Below are 17,737 nucleotides of genomic sequence, written 5' to 3'. Positions count from 1 at the left end.
CACCAGCCAATCGGTGGATCGAGGCTTAGACGAGGGCGTCGCCGCGCAGGACCAGCGAGACGATGCTGACCGCGGCGATGGCGATGGTGATCAGGAAGGGCGCGTTGCGCCAGAGCAGGATCGTGGTCAGGAGCGCGGCGACCACGGCGAGCGCGATCCAGCCGATCAGGCCGATCGCACCGGGTGGTGCGATCACCAGGAGACCGGTTGCCGTTGCCAACGGGAGCGGTGCGATCAGCCGGGCGTAGCGGCCGAGGCGTTGCGGCCAGCCGCGGACGCCGGTGGCCAGGTCGTCGGCGAGATCGGGTACGACGTTTGCCAGATGGGCACCGATCCCCAGAAGGGCACCCGCCGCGGTTGCCCACCACGGGGCCCAGACGTGCGCGGTGCCGAGCGTCACGAACGAGGGCAGTGCGCCGAACGCGACGGCGTACGGGAGCCAGGAGATCACGGTCGACTTGAGGCCCAGGTTGTACGCCCAGGCGCAGGCGACGAACAGCAGGTGCGTCAACCCGGACGCGAGCCCGTTGGCGAGAGAGACCGGAATGGTGACCACCAGCATCACGCCCGCACCGACCGCGAGCCTCCGGCGACTCACCAGTCCGAGCACCACAGGCTTGTCCCGGCGGTTAACAATGGTGTCGCGGGCGGCATCTATCGCGTCATTGCTCCAGCCGATCGAGAGGTGGCCGGTGAGGATCGTTGCTGCGACGAGGAGACACCCGGCCGGACTTCGCCCGGCCGACCACGCGACCGCGGTGACCAGCGCGGTGACGGCGACGGTCGGGCCTGGATGGCACGCGAGAGCCAGACCCTTGACGGTCCGCAGCACACTCACCGACCCCACGATGCCACGATGACGCGGATCGCAGCGGTCCGGCCCGCGCTTCCGCCGTACCGGTATCCGCAGTCCGAGCTCACCGCCGCGTTCGAGTCGATCTGTCTCCCGGACGGCCGCGGTACGGCGCTGCTCCGCCGGCTGCACGCGAACGCCGGAGTCTCGTACCGGCATCTCGCGCTGCCGCTGGAGCAGTACGCCGAACTCAAGGACTTCGGCGCGGCGAACGACGCGTGGATCGCGGCGGCCGTGGACCTCGGCGCCGAGGCGGTCGCGGGCGCGGTGAAGGACGCGGGGCTGACGCTCGACGATGTCGACGTACTGATGTTCACGACGGTGACCGGGGTGGCGGCGCCGTCGATCGACGCCCGGGTGGCGATGCGGCTGGGGATGCGGGAGGACGTGAAGCGGCTGCCGCTGTTCGGGTTGGGATGTGTCGGGGGAGCGGCAGGGATCGCGCGGCTGCACGACTACTTGAAGGCCTGGCCCACGCATGTCGCCGTCCTGCTGTCGGTGGAGTTGTGTTCGCTGACGTTGCAGCGCGACGACTCGTCGTTGCCGAACCTGGTGGGTGGCGCGTTGTTCGGGGACGGCGCGGCGGCGGTGGTGCTGACGGGGTCGGAGCATCCGGCGGCGTCGGGGCCTTCGGTGGTCGCGACGCGTTCGCGGCTCTACCCGGACTCGGAACGGGTGATGGGGTGGGACGTCGGGTCGGGCGGATTCCGGATCGTGCTCGGCGCGGACGTGCCCGAGGTGGTGCGGACCTATCTCGGGGGCGATGTGCGGGGCTTCCTCGGGTCCTTCGGCCTGACCGTGCCGGACATCGGGACCTGGGTCAGCCATCCTGGCGGGCCGAAGGTGCTGGACGCGGTCGCGGAGACGTTGTCGCTGCGGCCCGGGGCGCTCGAGCTGACGTGGAAATCGCTCGATGCGGTCGGCAACCTGTCGTCGTCCTCGGTCCTGCACGTCCTCGGTGACACGCTCAGGCTGGATCCTTCGGGTATGGGTCTGCTGCTCGCGATGGGCCCGGGTTTCTGTTCCGAGCTCGTCCTCCTGGAGTGGTGATGACGCAATCGTTGTGGTGGTACGTCGCACTCGTCGTGCTGGTCGGATTCGAACGGGTCGCCGAGCTGGCGGTGTCGCTGCGGAACGCGAAGTGGAGTTTCGCCCGCGGGGGCGTGGAGTTCGGGAAGGGGCACTACCCCTTCATGGTGGTGCTGCACACCGGGCTGCTGGCCGGGTGCGTGGTCGAGGCGATCGTGTCCGGCCGGTCGTTCGAGCCGGCGCTCGGCTGGACGATGCTGGCCGTGGTGGTGGCGATGCAGGCGCTGCGCTGGTGGTGCATCTCGGTGCTCGGGCATCAGTGGAACACCCGGGTGATCGTCGTACCGGGCCTCGGACGGGTCACCGGCGGGCCCTATCGCTTCCTGCGGCACCCGAACTATGTCGCTGTCGTGGGTGAGGGGATCGCGCTGCCGCTGGTGCATTCGGCGTGGATCACCGCGCTCGTGTTCACGCTCCTGAACATCCCGCTGCTGGCGGTCCGGATCCGAACGGAAGAGACCGCGTTGCGCACCGTCCTCACCCGATGACCGATCTCCTCGTCGCCGGTGCGGGGCCGGCAGGTGCCGCGACGGCGATCCGCGCTGCTCTCGCCGGACTGTCGGTCGTCGTGGTCGAGCCGCGCTCGGCGCCGATCGACAAGGCCTGCGGGGAAGGCATCGCCCACAGCGCGGTCTCGTACCTGTCCCGCCTGGGCGTGGAACTGACGGGCCGTCCGTTCCACGGAATCCGCTACCTCGACGGACGGCACAGCGTCGACGCCCATTTCACCGCCGGACCAGGCCTCGGAGTACGCCGTACGATGCTGCACGCCGCGCTGATGTCCCGGCTGGCAGCGCTGGATATCCCGGTCGTTCGCGCTCGAGTGGGTCCGATCACCCAAAACACCACCTCTGTGACCGCGGCCGGTCTGACCGCCCGCTACCTGGCCGCGGCCGACGGCCTCCACTCACCCATCCGCCGCCAGGTGGATCTGGGAAGTGGGAACTCGGGTGAGGTACGCCGTGGGCTCCGTCAGCACTTCGCGGTCTCGCCCTGGACCGATCTCGTCGAGGTCTACTGGTCCCGTCTTGGCGAGGCCTACGTGACTCCAGTAGCCGACGACCTCGTCGGCGTCGCCGTGCTCACCTCCGCGCGCGGCACCTTCGACTCGCACCTCGACGCCTTCCCGCTCCTCAAGCGCCGCCTGCAAGGCGCCGCTCCGGCCAGCCCAGTGATGGGCGCCGGCCCGCTCCGCCAACGCGTGACCGCCCGAACTGCCGGCCGAGTCCTACTCGTCGGCGACGCCGCCGGCTACGTCGACGCCCTGACCGGCGAGGGCATCGCGGTCGCACTGCGAACCTCCGCAGAACTGGTCGACTGCGTCCGCGCCAACCGCCCCCAGGACTACGAGGCAGCCTGGCGCCGCGTCTCCTGGGAATGCCGCCTACTCACCGCATCGTTGCTCTGGGCCCGCAACCGCCCGCTGCTCGCTCCGCGCATCGTCCCCGCCGCGGCCGCACTCCCGGGCCTCTACCGCACCATAGTCAACCGGTTGTCCTAGGCAAGGTTCCGGCAAACGTCGCAGGGCCCGGCGATCGCTCAGACAATCGCCGGGCCCTACGGATGGCTCGAGCTTCCTGGTGAAAAGCTCGAACCCGCAGCCTTTCCGGCTCCCTGGTGAAGAGTCGGACCTGCTGACAAGGAAGACTCTGTCAGGCGGATGTTGCCCAACAGTTGCCGGAATGTGAAGCCTTGTTACATGGCACTGTGGCGTACATCTCAGTGCTCGGTCCGTACTGCGGCAATCTGCAACTGCAACGCCAACCGCTCCCGCGGATCAGACAGATCGAGCTCCGCGATCTCCCCGATCCGCTTCATCCGGTGCCGCAACGTATTCGTGTGTAGATGCAGTTCCCGCGCCGCCCGCTGCGGCTGCCCCGGAAAGTTCAGCCAGGCCTGCAACGTTTCCACGTACCCGGTGTCGTGCTCGATGTCGTGCCGCAGCAGCACTGCGAGCGGACCATCCATCTTGGTGGTATCAAGCGACGTGACGGCCCGGTGCACCGTCAGCACATGCCACGCCTCTTCGACCCGCAACGCCGGCCCAGGCGCGACACCTCGACGTACCAGACCGAGCAGCTCGACCGCCTCGGCGCGTGAGCTCGGCAGATCGGCCGGACCGCGCGCGGGACCACCAGCAGCGGCGTACGTACCGGCCGACTGCTCGAGGACGAGTTTCTGCAACCAGGTCCAGGACCCCGGTCCGTCGGTGTCTGTAACAACAGCCAGCACCGTCCCGTCGAGGTCAGCCAGCTGCGGCTCGCTCCACCCGTGCCGTCGACCGGTCGACTCCCACAGGTCGAGTTGCTGCGGTACGTCGTACCCGTCGGGTGACCCGAGTGCGACAACTCGCCACGGCTGCCGCGGGAGCCGTACATCGACCGGGTTGTCCGGAGAGAACTGCCGCAGGATCGTCCGCAGCCGGTCGATTGCACTGCGACGCGCGACGTCGGCCTGAGCCCGCAGCCGCAACAGGTGCAAGGCGAGAACGGAGGCGGCGTTGCTGAGCTCCGCCGTGACCGCATCACTCACCGGACCGTCGACAACAGCCCAGATGGAACCCAGCCACTCACCACCAGCCCGGACAGGTACGACGAGACGCGGGCGAATGCCGTTCGGTCCGTCAGGTACCAGGAACGGCTCGCTGGATCGCGCCAGCCGCCGGAAGATGCCCCGTGCCCGGAAGTGTGCGATCACCTCGGGCGGCACCCGGCGTCCGACGATGGTGGACACACGGGTCGGGTCAGTGAAGTCCTGGCCGGAGGAGTACGCCAGGACTCTGGACTGGTTGTCCTCGATCGTCACGGGCGCGTCGACGATCGCAGCGGCCGCATCAGCCAGTGCGAACAGCTCCTGGTGCACACCGGCGTCGCCGGCGGCAGGGGAGTCCGGTGCGGCCGCACGGTCGAGTACTCCGCGGAGCAGCCAGACCACGTGGGCCCACGTCACGCTTGGCTGCAGTGCCACGAGGGTCATGGCCTCCCGCTCCGCTGCAGCCACCACAGTCGGCTTGTGCGCTAGCGCCGTACGGAGAACCACCCCTGAGGCGTTGCCGGCCGCGCAGCGCTCCACTAGCTCGACGGCGTCCTCTGCGTCGCGTAGACCGAGTCCGAGCACCAGATCGCCCGGCTGACCGGTCGCAGGCTCCTGCGGGTCGGCCAGGAAGACGTCCCGAACCTCACGGTCGCCTTTACCGGGCACTACGACCTCGAACAGCGCCGGACCGACGGCGACGATCAGGTCGGACGAGGAGATCATGCGTCCATTGTGCGGGTTATTGTGCGATGAGCACAGTCATTCGTCCCGGCAATGGTGTGATCGCACCATGACAGCGGCTCGCGGCGGCCGCACCATCGATACATGACCACAGCTGGTTCCGCTGGTAGCAACCACATCGTTCCCGACCGCGTCGCCGTCGTCGGCGCGGGTATGGTCGGCCTCGCCACCGCCTGGTTCCTCCAGGAGGCCGGTGTCGAGGTGACCGTGCTCGACCGTGAGGGCGTCGCCGCCGGCGCGTCCTGGGGCAACGCCGGCTGGCTGACCCCCGGCCTCGCCACCCCGCTCCCGGAACCTGCGGTCCTCAAGTACGGCGTCCGCGCGGTGCTGAGCCCCTCCTCACCGGTGTACGTTCCGCCGACCGCGAGCCCGCGGCTCCTCAAGTTCCTCACCCGCTTCGCTCGCAACAGCACCGCCGGACGCTGGAAGACCGCGATGGACGCGCTGGTCCCGATCAACCGGCAGGCCCTGCCCGCGTTCGACTTCCTGGCCAAGGCCGGGGTCGAGGCACAGACCTACGAGGCCAAGTCGTTCCTGGCCGCCTACCGGACGGCCGAGGAGCGCAAGGTGCTGCTCGAGGAGATCGAGCAGATCCACGCCGCCGGTCAGGGCATCGAGTTCGAGGCGATCAGCGGTGACGACGCCCGCGAGATCGAGCCGTCGCTGTCCGACGAGATCGGCGCGGCGATCCGGCTGCACGGGCAGCGGTTCATCAACCCGGGTTCGTACGTGCAACTGCTGGCCGACTCGGTGATCGCCCGCGGCGGCCAGATCATCAGCGGTGTCGTCGTCAAGGACATCGTGGACGAGATCCGCGGTGTCCGGCTCGTCACCGGTGACGGCGAGACCGATCCGTTCGACGCGGTCGTGATGGCGACCGGTGCGTGGCTGGGTGACCTGGCGCGGCAGTTCGGCGTTCGCACCGTGGTTCAGGCGGGTCGCGGGTACAGCTTCAGCGTGCCGATCGCGCACGTACCGGCCGGCCCGGTGTACTTCCCGGCGCAGCGGATCGCCTGCACGCCGCTGGGCGACCGGCTCCGGGTCGCCGGGATGATGGAGTTCCGCAAGCCCGAGGCGAAGCTCGACCCGCGCCGGATCGACGCGATCGTCGAGGCCGCCCGGCCGCTGCTGCGGGACGCCGACCTGGACGCGCGGACCTTCGAGTGGGTTGGGCCGCGGCCCTGCACCCCGGACGGCCTGCCGATCATCGGCGCCACCGCGTCGCCACGAGTGTTCGCCGCCGGTGGGCACGGCATGTGGGGCATCACGCTCGGCCCCATCACCGGCCAGCTGCTGGCGGAGACCATCACCACCGGCCGTACGCCGCGCGAGCTTCGTCCCTTCAACCCGCTCCGCTGACTTTCGGCGTGGAGGGACCCCAACGACGTGGTCCCTCCCTCTCGCTGACCGTCTCTCCGAGCAGCCCCTCCGGTGACCCTCCCCGGGCAGTACCTCACCTGCCCGCACATCCTCAGGCCACCACGTCGCCGCTCCGGTCAGCATTGAGAGCGGGCCCTGGCGTCTTTCTCCTGCCCAGGGCCCGCTCTTTTCTGTCGGTGGGCTGTGTCAGGGTCTTGGCATGGTGCTCAGGTGGTACACCGTCGTGATCGACTGCCACGACGTACGCAAGCAGGCGGCCTGGTGGGCTGAGGCGTTCGGCTGGAAGACGATCATCGCGACCGACGAGGAATGCGTGAACGTGCCCGGCTGGGTCGAGCCGGAGACCATCCAGGACATTCCGTGGGAGCGGATCGGGCCCGGCATGGTGTTCGTCCCGGTCCCCGAAGGCAAGACCGTGAAGAATCGCCTGCACCTCGACTTCGCGCCCCACACCAGCCAGGACCGCGACGCCGAAATCACCCGCCTGGAAGCGCTCGGCGCCCAACGCGTCAACGTCGGTCAACCCGAGGGCCCCGGCTGGACAGTCCTCGCCGACCCAGAAGGCAACGAGTTCTGCGTCCTCAGCTCCCGCGACTTCTGAACCCGGCATACACCAGGGCCCCCAGTCCCGCTGCGCCGAGACCGGCGATCAGGTTGTTCGAACCCCACCAGAACCTGTGCTGCGGACGCCGCTCCGCGGGCATGCTCGCGGCGTAGCTGTCGACCAGGTCCTGGATCTTCTGCTGGTCGGCCTTCGACAGCCCGTCGTCTTGCGCGAGCTGCGTGGCCAGTGCGAACACGTTCTCGTTCTGCTCGTCCGTGAACCCCTCGAACGTCGCCTTGTAGGTGCTTGGCGGCATCGGTAACGACGTACAGACCAACGGCTCTCCGGACCGTACGTCGAGCTCGACGTCTTCGATCCCGCAGTCGTCGCCCGACGTCTTGAACCCGACCTGATACACGCCGTGCTGCATCCACAGTTGGGCCCCGCCGACCACCGCCAACGCGGCCCCACCGAGCAGCAACGCAGTCATCACCAACGACCCGACCAACGCCGAAACCATCCGCACACCACCAAGTGTCACGACGCCCAGGCCACCTCACCCCGAACGGCATCAACCTGCCGCCAAGATGGGTCCCATGCTCACGACCGAGTTCACGGTTCCGCAGCACCGCATCCAGGATCTGACCGATCTCATGCGTACGGCGTGGTGGATGACCGACCGGACGCCCGCGGACGTCCACCGCCTGCTCGACAACTCGGACATCGTCGTCGCCATCACCCACGACTCGACGGACCGCCTGGTCGGCTTCGCCCGAGTGCTCACCGACTACGCGTACGTCGCCCTCGTCCTGGACGTCATCGTCGACGAATCCCATCGCGGCTCCGGCATCGGCGCCCTACTACTGGACGCCGTCGTCAACCACGCCGCACTGGCCGACGTCCGGAGCATCGAACTCGTGTGTCAGCCCGGCCTGATCCCGTTCTACCGCCGCTGGGGTTTCACCGAACAAGTCGGGACCTCGCGGCTCATGCGCCGTACGACCGATCCCCGGCTGACCGACGGCCCGTGAACAAGCAAGTCCGGGACCCCGATTCGGAGCCCCGGACTTGTTGGTGGATCAGTGGGTGTGCGGCTCGGAGCCGTGCTCGGCCTCGTGGGCGGCGATCTGGGCCTTGACCTCGTCCATGTCGACCGCGCGCAGCTGGCCGATCAGGTCCTCGAGGCTCGCGGCCGGCAGCGCACCGGCCTGGGAGTACAGGACGACGCCGTCGCGGACCGCCATCAGGGTCGGGATGGACCGGATCTGGAAGGCCTGCGCGAGCTCGCCCTGCGCCTCGGTGTCGACCTTGCCGAAGGTGATGTCACCGTGCGTCTCGGACGACTTCTCGAACACCGGCCCGAACATCTTGCACGGGCCACACCACTCGGCCCAGAAATCCACCAGCACGAGACCGTCGCTACCGACCACCTCGTTGAAGTTCTCCTGGGTCAGCTCGACCGTTGCCACTACGACCTCCGAAAGTAGATGAGTACGTGGTAGTCAACACGGACCGGTGGCCGAGTTGTTCCCGCACCCCCGGCAGGTACGCCGGCCGATCTCGTACGCCGTACGACCTGACCGGAATGCGGAGTCTCGTTTGTGACCTGAGCCACGTTGTCAACCGTTTGTCAGATGGGCATGTCCACGAAGGGTGATGCGTAGTCCCGCACCTCGTCGAGGATCGACGCCGCGGCCTCCGGCGTGAGATCGGCCCGCTCGCGCTCCGCGATGACCATCTGCTGCAGCAGCCGGGTCTCACCCGCGGTAGCGAGACCGGTGATCTCGGGATGCCCGTTCAGCAGCCAGGCGGTCGCGGCGGTGATGTAGCGCTGCTCGTCGAACGGCCGGTACCAGGTGTCGTACGACTTCTGCTCGCCTTCGGCCCAGTTCCGCCGGGCGATCATCTTGATCGTCATCAGCGCGGCGTCCGACGCCTGTACCGCCTCGACGAGGGCCGCGTAGTCGTCGGCGTACTGCGGGTCCGTGGACAGTTTGTAGTTCAGGGGCGTCAGCACGCTGTCGAAGTCGAACCGTCGCAGCCCTTCGGTGTGCACCGACGGCGCCTGCGCGGTGTGACCGGTGATACCGATCGCGCGGACCATGCCTTCGTCCTTGGCCCGGATCGCGGCCTCCAGCGAACCGCCCTTGCCAGTCACGAGATCGAGGTTCTCCAGGTCGCACACGGCGTGCATCTGGATCAGGTCGACGTAGTCGGTCTGCAACCGCTCCAGCGACCGGTTGATCTCGCTCCAGGCCTCCTCGAACGTCCGGCGGCCGGTCTTGGTGGCCAGGAAGATCCGGTCCCGGATCTCCGGCATCCGCGGTCCGAGGCGGAGCTCGGCGTCGCCGTAGTCGGCGGCCACGTCGAAGTGGTTGAGGCCGGCGTCGAGGGCTTCCTGGATCGACGCGTCGGCGCGGTCCTGGTCGACGCCCCCGAGCGAGGCGGCGCCGTAGATCAGCACCGAGCTCTGGTGGCCGAGTCTGCCCAGTCGGCGAGTTTCCATCCTGGTCCTCCAGGGGTAGCAGGGGTCACTCCGACCTTATGCCCGGAACCGCTGTCGGCAAGCGGTTGTCCACAGCCGATTTTGACCCCTCGCCACGGGAGAGTTTTCCACAGGCGGACCGCACGATCGGTTACTATGAGTGATCGTTGGTGCGTTCTTTTACCATGTTGTTCGCACGGATTTTCGAACCTGTCCGCGGCGTGTGGCATGGTGTGCGCTGCCCGCCCGACCCGAGCGGGCATGAGAGAGGAGCTATGACGACGGTACCGAAGGTGTCACGCTTGGCCGGTAACAGTGACGGTGAGGGTGACACTGCCCGCGAGTGGGGTAACAGTATGGCAGCGGGGAGCGATGGACCATCCGGATCCTGGGCTCAGGTCTCCCGGAGTGCGGTCGCTTGCCGTATTCTCCCGGCTACTGTCCGCGTAACTGCTGTCTGAGGGGCGGGTAGGGATGAGTTGGTGGCGTACGGTGCTGAATCTGCCGCCAAAAGGTGAGCATTGGTCGGACCAGCGCCGAACCAAGAGGCCGGGCAAGGGTCGCCCGCAAAGTACCGCGCCGGAGTGGTGGTCCCACCCCGGCGGGCCGGTGTCACCTACCCCTCGCCAGGCGCAGGGTGTAGCAGCGCAGTACTCCGCTCCGCAGGGCCAGCCGCCGCAGAACCAGGCGCCGCCCGGTGGCGTGATGGCGCCACCCCGTCGTCCCGGCGGGCGTCCTCCGGAGGAAGCGCCGCAGGAGCAGCGCGGCCGTACTCCCGAACGTTTGAAACAGCGTTCGCCGCACGGCGCCCACGCGGCACCAGGCCCGGTCCGCGAGGTACTGGAGCCTGGGCAGACACCGTGGTCGACCGAACCGGAGTCCTCTTTCTCTACGTGGGCCCGGCGGTTCTTCCGCGGCCTCGTGGTCGTCGTACTGCTGCTGGCTGCCATCAGCGGTATCCGCTCCTGGATCGCACCGAACAAGACACCAGAGACGGTCGTCAGCGGACAGAGCAGCTTCCCGTCCGCGGAGGCCAGCGCGGTCGCGACGCGGTACGCCGTGTCGTACCTGACCTGGGACGAAAGCAACCCCGACGCCCGCCCGGCGCAGATCGGACTGGACCTCGCCTCCGGCCTGGACAGCCGCGCGGGCTGGAACGGTCGCGGCAAGCAGACCGCCGACGTCGCCTACCCGGGAGAGGTCAAGGCCGACTCCAACGGCATCACGGCCGTGGTGGACGTCCGGGTCCGCGTCTATACGTTCACCAAGGCTGGTAAGAGTTGGGCCGCCGGCCCGATCACCTGGGAGCGCATCTCGGTCCCGGTCGCGCGGACCGCGTCGCGGGTGGTGGTCAGCGGGCCGCCGACGTTCGTACCGGACCTGCGGGCGGCGCTGCCGAGCAACATGCCGGACGCCGGCACGCCCGACGACGAGCTGACCACCGCCACCGAGAAGGACGCGGAGGCGTTCTTCTCCGCGTACGCCGAGTCCGACAACAAGGTGTCCGCGGTGACCGCTCCCGGCTCCACCATCCGCAGCCTGAACGGGGCGGTGAAGTTCGGTGAACTCAAGGACTGGCAGGTCTACACCGGCAACGACGACGAGCGGCGGGCGACCGCGGCCGTCACCTGGAACGGCGCGGGTGACACCACGCTGGACCAGACCTACACGCTCACGCTGAGGCGTACTGTCGCCACGGACGGAGCACAGCGATGGCAAGTGGCTGCCGTCGGATGAATCCAGCTACTGGCCATCGGATGACCGAGGCAACAAGGGAGACACCGCAATGACGACTCACGAACTGGCTGCGAGCGTGCTTCAGCTTGCCGTGCCCATGGCCGACCCCAATGTGCCGACGGGCGCGGACTTCAAGGACTGGGTCCTGGTCATCGCGGGGAACATCTTCATCGCCATCCTCGTACTGCGTGCCATCGGCCACTACTTCAAGCGCGAGTGGGGCGAGCTGTTCGGCCACATCGCGGCCGGGGTCCTGGTCGGCGGTCTGATCTACGCCAACAACCAGACCATCAATGTGCTCAAGGGCTTCTGGGGATTGCTGTCCGGAGGTAATTGATGCGAGTCGGCCGCACCCTGACCCACCACTTCGAGATCGAGACCCGGCAGTACGACCTGCTCGGGATCGACCTCGGAGAAGGCGCCCGGCGCCGGATGATCATCTTCGGAGCGGTGATCATCGTGCTCTGGGTGGCGTTGCTGTTCCCGTTCATCGGCGTACCGAAGAAACCCACCGTCAGTCTGTACATCGTGCCGCCGTTCGTGATCACCGCGTTCGGCTGGCGCCCCGGCAAGTTCCACGAGCGCCGCCGCCGGGTGACCGAATGGGCGCTCTCGGTCCGGTACGCGTTGCGGGCGCACCGCCCGATCATCGGCCTCGGTGCGCGCGCCGCCGACAAGACGGAGTACCTGCCGTGGCGGGAGCGGATCTCGACCCGGAAGGTGGCCGATCTGGCCAAGGCCCGGGTCACGCCGGAGTGGGAACGTGAGGTCGTGGTGGAGCTCGACCCGATGGTTCGCGCGGGTGCGGACATCACCGTCAACCAGCGGGCCCGGCTGCTGGGATCGGATCACGTACAACGGGTGAGTCGCAGGACGTCGTCAGGGAAGGGCCGCGAATGAAGATCGCTGACAAGCTCCTGAACCTGGTGGGGGTCGGCCGCGAGCGCGGCCTGCCGCCACCTCGTCTTGTGGCTATCGCCGACGGTCTGCTGGTGACCGAGCGCAGCGCCGAGGCGTGGTTCCTGATCTCGGTCGCGAACACCGACCTTGCCACGGAGGCCGAGCAGGACGCGGCCCTGGATGCCGCGGTCAGCGCGGCCGCGACGATCCTCGGTGACCGGCTCAGCCACCTCAAGGTGGTGTGGGGCCGCTCGACGGGTCAGGACTACATCGACTCGGTGGCCGGCCACTACCGGCTCGGCGACCACGACGCGTGGGCGCAGACCCGCGCCGACCGGATCGACGAGATGCGGATGCCAGAGCGGTACGTCGCACTCGGCGTACACCTGTCCGACCGCGACCCGCGGGCGACCGCGCAGGTCCGTGGTTCGATCAGCGACGCCCTCGGTACGACGTCGTGGCGGGTCAGCGCGCGTGAACTGGCGCATCTGGACGAGCGGGTGCGCAAGCTCGCTCGTCAGCTCGGCTCGACCGTCTGGCGGGCGCACACCGCGCCGGCAGAGGTCATCTCCTGGTTGATCAGTCGGGAGATGCATCGCGGTGCGGTCGCGGCGCCGCGACGTGGTCTGATCACTGGTGCTTCGCTGGCCCGGCTGACGTCCGGGCGAGTGGTTCCGTACACCGACCATCTGCGGATTTACGACACCCGCGGCCAGATCGCGGCGTACACGACTGTCCTCGCGATGACGGACTTCCCCGAAGAGCTCGAGACACCGGGCGCGGGGGAGTGGCTGCGGACCCTGTCGGAGATCAAGGCGATCGACGACGACGGTGAGGAGATCGACGTCACCGTCGAGGCCTCGGTCCGGTTCCGCGTCCTGACGAAGAAGACCGCGCGCCACCTGGTCGACGAGACCCGGAAGAGCGCGAAGGAACAGCGCCGCTCGGCCGCGAAGGGCACCGCGGAGGAGACCGCCGATGAGATCGTCGAGACCGAGCGCGTCATGCGTGAGGTCAAGCGCGACATCAACCGGAGCGGTCTGACACTGGTCGAGGACCACCCTCGGTTGCTGGTCAGCGCGGACACGCGTGAGGACCTCGAGGCGTACGTCGACGCGGTCATCGCGCACTACGCCGACCGGGGCATCACCGTGGCCGCCGGTGCGGACGAGCAGCGCGACCTGTGGCTGGAGTCCTTGCCGGGCGACCAGCTGCGCGTGCCGGACCTCGGACACGTGCGTGAGTCGACCGCGTTCTTCGGGTCCTGGTTCTGGGGCGGTGCGTCGATCGGTGACGCCACTGGTCCAGCGATTGGGTACCTGACGGGCTCCACACCCGGTCTGGTGCGTTTCGACGCCGCAGCTGGTTCTGCGCTGGGTGACGCGACCACGACGCTGTTCCTCGGCCGGTCCGGTCGAGGGAAGACGACTGCCGCGATGCTGGGCGGTCTTGACTCCGCGTTCGCCGGTGCGTGGGTGCCGCTGCTGGACCTGAAGGGCGACGCGGCCGGCGTGTCCGCAGTCGCCGCCGAGTACGGCGTACCCACTGCTGTCATTGAGATCACGGCGCAGTTCTCCGGCGCTGCAGACCTCCTGCGAGTGCTGCCTGTCGACGACGCGCTACTGCAGGCCCCGTCGCAGTTGATGCTGTTGCTGCCACCTCATCTGCGTGGTGCGGCCGAAGCCCCTGTCATGGCCGCCACCCGTGCGGAGATCCAGTCACCCGATCCGTCGTCGTGGGGTGTCATCCAGCGGCTCTGCGCGTCCGAGTCGGAGACAGTGCGGACCGTCGGCTTCGCACTACGCGACCTGGTCGAGACAGGTCTTGGCTCCGTCGTCGCCGGCCCGCCGTCCGGGCTGTCTTCGTTGACGACGAACCCGGGTCTCTGGGTCGTCCAGATGCCAGGCCTCACGCTGCCGTCCCCCGAGTCGGCTCCCGAGTCCTGGTCCCCGATCGAACGCGTCGGCATGGCCTGCCTCCGCGGCTGCCTGGCCTGGATGGTCCGTACGACGGGCCGCCGCGAGTTCCGCGGCCGCTCCAAGGTCGTCATCGTCCCCGAGGTCCACCTCCTGACGAAGACCCCCGACGGCGCGTCCTTCCTCGACTACATCGCCCGTGTCGGCCGCGCCCTCGGCGCCTCCCTGGTCCTCGACACCCAGGACCCCGCTTCGATCCTGAAACTCCCCGGCCTGGTCGAACAGATCACCACCCTGTTCGCCTTCAGCCTCCGCTCCCGCGAACAGGTCGACTCGCTCCTGGAACTCCTCGGCCGCCCCCAAACCGCCCCGTACCAAACCCTCGTCCGAGGCATCAACACCGCCGCCAACGGCAAATCCATCCGCCACGGCCACTGCATCATGCGAGACCGCTGGGACGAAGTAGCCACAGTCCAAATAGACATCCCCAGCCAACAGGTAGCAGCCCTCCTCCGCACCACCCCCGAATCCGAGCACACGACCGCCACGGCTCCCGCGATTCCTGCGTACGAACCCGACGACCCCTTCGCGGACGACGACGAAGAGCTCCTCGAGCCGGCTTCATCAGCCCGGCTCCAGGACCGCCCGACGTCGCCGCAAGACGCGCCGGTCACGCCGTCGGCCTCGAACGGCATCGCCGAGGGAACCCCAGCGGCACCGCCTGCCCCGGCGCCCCAGGTCAACCACCCGCGCCCCACACCACCTGCGCCGGCCCCGACCTACACAGCGAACGCGAGCTCCGCACCGCAGGCGCCGTCCCCCCAGACCGCGGGGATCGCCCAAACGCCCGAGCCCGCTAGCACCGCAGAACCCTCCCCCCACGCAGACCGCGAGCCCGCTCCAGCCACACAACCGGCGCCTAGCTCGTCAGCCACACAACTGGCGCCTGGCTATTCAGCCACCGCAGAGCGAGCAGGCACACCGGACCCCGCGGTCCAGCCCTCCGCGACCCAAGAGGCGACGCCGCAACACGCGCCCTCTCAACCGTCCCAACCGACACCCCCACCCGTGGCCCAGCAAAACGGCCACCCACCGATCCCCAACGGCCAAGACCCCTCCGAAGACCACAGTCACCCCCTACGCTACGAGTCTCCGATAGGCCCAGACGAGGTCTACGACCAGGAGGCAGACGAGGCCGCCTACAACGAGGCGATGTACCCCGCGTACGGCGACGACGAGTCCCCGGACCCTGACCGCCCACCCACCAACAAAGAGCACGTCGCATGAGGTGGCGCCGCCGCCTCCGAACCGCGGCCACCGTCCTCTCCATCTCCCTGATCCTCACCTCCCAACTAGCCCTAGCCGCCGACCCCAACCAGGGCCCCACCAACCCGACCGGCTTCGGTGATCTGCTCCCTACGCCTGACCTGACGCACGGTGATTCGCGAACGCTCTTCGAGCAGTACAGCCCGACGGTCTACGGGCTCGACTTCGAGACGAGCTTCCGCGATCCGATGGAGGCAGTGTTCAACGGCTACGCGCACATGGTGATGCTGTACATCGTCGCAATCACCCGCGCAGCGATCTCGGTGGGCTGGTGGCTGTTCTCCTTCACCGACCTGAAGCCGCTGACCGACACGGCTTCGTCGGCGATCGGCCTGGTGAACACCCAACTTGCCGGATGGTTGCTGCCGTCCGCGTTGGCGTTCGGCGCGATTGCGGCGTACGCGCAGCGACGCGCCAGTGGAAGTTCGATGAGCCAGTTGGTGTGGGTCTTCGCCGCCGGACTGTTGGCCACGAGCTTCGCTGTCGCGCCGGCGACCTGGTTGCACGGCGTGGATGGCGCACGGCAGATTGGATCCGACGCGGTTGTCGGAACGTCCACTGAGGTACTCGGATCGACGACAAAGGTTCCGATCGCATGGGACGAACCTAGTTTTGCCGGCTCCAAGCGTGACACGTTGCTGCGGAAGTCCGGTGACGCGACCTGGCGAGCTTTCGCGGCGACGCCATGGTGCGTTGCGGAGTTCGGTTCTCTTCAGGCTTGTCAGCGCTACGGCAAGGCCATCCTCGACAAGGGCACTGACGGCGATGCCCGCAAGAGCTACATCGACAAGGAGATCAGCAAGGCCGAAGGCGGCGGCGACGCTCCAACAGTGAAATGGGCGAAGGGTGACAATCCGTTCGGCCGAGTAGGCGTGCTGACTCTTGGTGCGATAGCTGCGACCTTGTTCGCGTTCTTGACGGTGTCACTTGCGTTCACGGCCTTGATGGCATTCATCGGCTGCATGATCTTGCTGGTGGTCGGTGTCCTCTTCACCTGCCTATGGGCTGTTCCTGGCCGGACCAGGCAGTGGGGGATGAACTGGTTCGAGGCCTTACTCGGCTTGGTTCTGCAGTCGATCCTTGCCCTGCTGGTGTTCTCAACCACCTTGGCGCTGGTCACAGCGGTCTTCAGCTTGACCGACACGCTTGGGTGGCTTCCTGTGAGTGGGCTTGCGATCGCCGTTCTCATCGCAGGCTTCCGGCTTCGGCGGCTCTTCGAAAGCATGAGCTCGATGATGCGGCCAGGTATGGGAAGCCTGGTCATGGGCGGCCTTGCTCGCAGAGGAGCTATGGGGGCCGTCCGGCGTCTCATGGGCGTGGTCGGCAGCCGAGCTGCGAGCCCAGCCGTCGGAGAGAAGACCTCGAGAAGGTCATACGAGACGCAAGTCGAGCGAGCCTCGTCCGCCCGGGTCTTCCGACAGGCACCGGCGCTCGGTACCAACTCTCGCATGCTGGCGGCACGACAGGCCCCGGCTCATGCGATGAGTTCTCCTGAACGTCGATCTATCGAGCCGGCGGGGACAACCTCGACGCGTTCGGGCTCTGGCGCGAATCAGGAGTCGAAGCTCTCGCGTCTCAAGGATGCACAGACATCCACTGGCGCTGCATCTGCGACAACCGTTGCTGGGACATCGGGTGGCTCAACAACGCCCTCGGGTCGGCGCCGAGCGATCACAGTTGGATTGCCGGCCTCACCGTCGGTTCGATCGGGTACTGCGAAGAGTGGATCTCAGCCGGGTACGGCCGGCGGCGGACCTTCGAATGCCGAAGCCAGGCAGGCCAGGCATGCGAAGTCGACCAGAACCGACAGCCGTCCCGCGTCGCACAGCAGATTTGAGCCGAGAGTTCATACACATTCGGCGAGCCTGCGCGACGGACCCCCCAAGGCGGTTCGCGATCGACGTAAGCCACCGTCGAGTTCGAGCCGTCGGTTCCGCGAATACTCGAGCGTCACGAAGGACGGCGTGACGGTCATGGTGCCAAGCCGCAGGTGACCAGAGGATGAAGAGCGGCGGCGACTCTTCGCGGCGTGATCGCGATGACGATTCCGGCAGGAGCCGACCAGACGAGCCGGCGAACTGGCGTGACATGGTTCGGACGGGGTACGACTATCCCGATGAGATCGACGAGCTCAGCCGGAGAGAGCGTCGTAGGGCGAAGCGCACCTGGCGCCGTGACGATCATGCACAACGTGTGGCTTGGCTCCGTCAGCAGCGACAAGCGGAGCCTAC

At 67.9% G+C, this 17,737-nt stretch carries 16 protein-coding genes; 11 read left to right on the top strand and 5 right to left on the bottom strand.

The annotated features are described in order from the left end of the window. Nucleotides 1-25 precede the first annotated feature (25 nt). Nucleotides 26-838 carry a UbiA family prenyltransferase gene (locus E0H92_RS18655; protein ID WP_131462389.1) on the bottom strand — a complete coding sequence of 271 codons (813 nt, stop codon included), beginning with the start codon at nucleotides 836-838 and terminating at the stop codon, nucleotides 26-28. A gap of 18 nt (nucleotides 839-856) precedes the next feature. Here E0H92_RS18655 and E0H92_RS18650 point away from each other — a divergent pair, with 18 nt between their 5' ends. From E0H92_RS18650 to E0H92_RS18640, 3 genes are read left to right on the top strand one after another with little or no spacing between them, the layout of a single operon-like run. After that, nucleotides 857-1,903, top strand: a complete 1,047-nt coding sequence (locus E0H92_RS18650; RefSeq protein ID WP_131497076.1) for a type III polyketide synthase — start codon at nucleotides 857-859, stop codon at nucleotides 1,901-1,903. After that, nucleotides 1,903-2,430 (top strand): isoprenylcysteine carboxyl methyltransferase family protein, encoded by a 528-nt coding sequence (locus tag E0H92_RS18645; RefSeq protein WP_131497075.1) that lies wholly within the window; start codon nucleotides 1,903-1,905, stop codon nucleotides 2,428-2,430. Before E0H92_RS18650 ends, E0H92_RS18645 begins: the two co-directional genes overlap by 1 nt. Beyond that, nucleotides 2,427-3,443 carry an NAD(P)/FAD-dependent oxidoreductase gene (locus tag E0H92_RS18640; protein ID WP_131497074.1) on the top strand — a complete coding sequence of 339 codons (1,017 nt, stop codon included), beginning with the start codon at nucleotides 2,427-2,429 and terminating at the stop codon, nucleotides 3,441-3,443. The genes E0H92_RS18645 and E0H92_RS18640 overlap by 4 nt, the downstream gene beginning before the upstream one ends. Before the next feature lie 218 nt (nucleotides 3,444-3,661). On the opposite strand, the gene E0H92_RS18635 is transcribed toward E0H92_RS18640, so the two are convergent. Further along, nucleotides 3,662-5,200, bottom strand: a complete 1,539-nt coding sequence (locus E0H92_RS18635) for a PucR family transcriptional regulator (protein ID WP_131462393.1) — start codon at nucleotides 5,198-5,200, stop codon at nucleotides 3,662-3,664. A gap of 102 nt (nucleotides 5,201-5,302) precedes the next feature. On the opposite strand from E0H92_RS18635, the gene E0H92_RS18630 reads away from it, so the two are divergent. Both E0H92_RS18630 and E0H92_RS18625 read left to right on the top strand, forming a co-directional pair. Further along, complete coding sequence (locus tag E0H92_RS18630) at nucleotides 5,303-6,577, top strand: NAD(P)/FAD-dependent oxidoreductase (RefSeq protein ID WP_131462394.1); 1,275 nt, start codon at nucleotides 5,303-5,305, stop codon at nucleotides 6,575-6,577. 220 nt (nucleotides 6,578-6,797) lie between these two features. Then, nucleotides 6,798-7,199, top strand: a complete 402-nt coding sequence (locus E0H92_RS18625; protein WP_131497073.1) for a VOC family protein — start codon at nucleotides 6,798-6,800, stop codon at nucleotides 7,197-7,199. Here E0H92_RS18625 and E0H92_RS18620 read toward each other — a convergent pair. Beyond that, nucleotides 7,180-7,662 carry a hypothetical protein gene (locus tag E0H92_RS18620; protein WP_131497072.1) on the bottom strand — a complete coding sequence of 161 codons (483 nt, stop codon included), beginning with the start codon at nucleotides 7,660-7,662 and terminating at the stop codon, nucleotides 7,180-7,182. The genes E0H92_RS18625 and E0H92_RS18620 overlap by 20 nt on opposite strands. A 76-nt stretch (nucleotides 7,663-7,738) precedes the next feature. On the opposite strand from E0H92_RS18620, the gene E0H92_RS18615 reads away from it, so the two are divergent. Next, on the top strand, nucleotides 7,739-8,173 hold the full coding sequence (locus E0H92_RS18615; protein ID WP_165549828.1) for a GNAT family N-acetyltransferase: 435 nt from the start codon (nucleotides 7,739-7,741) through the stop codon (nucleotides 8,171-8,173). Nucleotides 8,174-8,221: 48 nt separating this feature from the next. On the opposite strand, the gene trxA is transcribed toward E0H92_RS18615, so the two are convergent. Continuing rightward, nucleotides 8,222-8,611, bottom strand: a complete 390-nt coding sequence (gene trxA / locus E0H92_RS18610; protein ID WP_131462398.1) for a thioredoxin — start codon at nucleotides 8,609-8,611, stop codon at nucleotides 8,222-8,224. A 161-nt stretch (nucleotides 8,612-8,772) separates the two neighbouring features. Beyond that, complete coding sequence (locus E0H92_RS18605; RefSeq protein ID WP_131462399.1) at nucleotides 8,773-9,648, bottom strand: aldo/keto reductase; 876 nt, start codon at nucleotides 9,646-9,648, stop codon at nucleotides 8,773-8,775. Between the two features lie 588 nt (nucleotides 9,649-10,236). On the opposite strand from E0H92_RS18605, the gene E0H92_RS18600 reads away from it, so the two are divergent. The 5 genes from E0H92_RS18600 to E0H92_RS18580 are packed head-to-tail and all read left to right on the top strand — an operon-like array spanning nucleotide 10,237 to nucleotide 17,500. Then, a complete protein-coding gene (locus tag E0H92_RS18600) occupies nucleotides 10,237-11,364 on the top strand; it encodes a conjugal transfer protein (RefSeq protein WP_165549827.1) in 1,128 nt (375 codons plus the stop codon). 49 nt (nucleotides 11,365-11,413) lie between these two features. After that, nucleotides 11,414-11,701 (top strand): hypothetical protein, encoded by a 288-nt coding sequence (locus E0H92_RS18595; protein WP_130380595.1) that lies wholly within the window; start codon nucleotides 11,414-11,416, stop codon nucleotides 11,699-11,701. Then, nucleotides 11,701-12,264: a hypothetical protein gene (locus E0H92_RS18590; RefSeq protein ID WP_131497069.1), complete on the top strand. Its 564-nt coding sequence runs from the start codon at nucleotides 11,701-11,703 to the stop codon at nucleotides 12,262-12,264. The genes E0H92_RS18595 and E0H92_RS18590 overlap by 1 nt, the downstream gene beginning before the upstream one ends. Next, on the top strand, nucleotides 12,261-15,467 hold the full coding sequence (locus E0H92_RS18585) for an ATP-binding protein (RefSeq protein ID WP_131497068.1): 3,207 nt from the start codon (nucleotides 12,261-12,263) through the stop codon (nucleotides 15,465-15,467). The genes E0H92_RS18590 and E0H92_RS18585 overlap by 4 nt, the downstream gene beginning before the upstream one ends. Next, nucleotides 15,464-17,500: a hypothetical protein gene (locus E0H92_RS18580; protein ID WP_131497067.1), complete on the top strand. Its 2,037-nt coding sequence runs from the start codon at nucleotides 15,464-15,466 to the stop codon at nucleotides 17,498-17,500. The genes E0H92_RS18585 and E0H92_RS18580 overlap by 4 nt, the downstream gene beginning before the upstream one ends. Nucleotides 17,501-17,737 lie beyond the last annotated feature (237 nt).

This window comes from Kribbella speibonae, assembly GCF_004331375.1.
GTDB lineage: Bacteria > Actinomycetota > Actinomycetes > Propionibacteriales > Kribbellaceae > Kribbella > Kribbella sindirgiensis.
Note: the sequence above shows the minus strand (reverse complement) of the source record. Positions and strands in the feature narration are given on the sequence as shown.

Coding starts and splice junctions, on each gene's coding strand:
- E0H92_RS18650 (WP_131497076.1), top strand. CDS start 857: ATGACGCGGATCGCAGCGGTCCGGCCCGCGCTTCCGCCGTACCGGTAT.
- E0H92_RS18645 (WP_131497075.1), top strand. CDS start 1,903: ATGACGCAATCGTTGTGGTGGTACGTCGCACTCGTCGTGCTGGTCGGA.
- E0H92_RS18640 (WP_131497074.1), top strand. CDS start 2,427: ATGACCGATCTCCTCGTCGCCGGTGCGGGGCCGGCAGGTGCCGCGACG.
- E0H92_RS18635 (WP_131462393.1), bottom strand. CDS start 5,200: ATGATCTCCTCGTCCGACCTGATCGTCGCCGTCGGTCCGGCGCTGTTC.
- E0H92_RS18630 (WP_131462394.1), top strand. CDS start 5,303: ATGACCACAGCTGGTTCCGCTGGTAGCAACCACATCGTTCCCGACCGC.
- E0H92_RS18625 (WP_131497073.1), top strand. CDS start 6,798: ATGGTGCTCAGGTGGTACACCGTCGTGATCGACTGCCACGACGTACGC.
- E0H92_RS18620 (WP_131497072.1), bottom strand. CDS start 7,662: ATGGTTTCGGCGTTGGTCGGGTCGTTGGTGATGACTGCGTTGCTGCTC.
- E0H92_RS18615 (WP_165549828.1), top strand. CDS start 7,739: ATGCTCACGACCGAGTTCACGGTTCCGCAGCACCGCATCCAGGATCTG.
- E0H92_RS18605 (WP_131462399.1), bottom strand. CDS start 9,648: ATGGAAACTCGCCGACTGGGCAGACTCGGCCACCAGAGCTCGGTGCTG.
- E0H92_RS18595 (WP_130380595.1), top strand. CDS start 11,414: ATGACGACTCACGAACTGGCTGCGAGCGTGCTTCAGCTTGCCGTGCCC.
- E0H92_RS18590 (WP_131497069.1), top strand. CDS start 11,701: ATGCGAGTCGGCCGCACCCTGACCCACCACTTCGAGATCGAGACCCGG.
- E0H92_RS18585 (WP_131497068.1), top strand. CDS start 12,261: ATGAAGATCGCTGACAAGCTCCTGAACCTGGTGGGGGTCGGCCGCGAG.
- E0H92_RS18580 (WP_131497067.1), top strand. CDS start 15,464: ATGAGGTGGCGCCGCCGCCTCCGAACCGCGGCCACCGTCCTCTCCATC.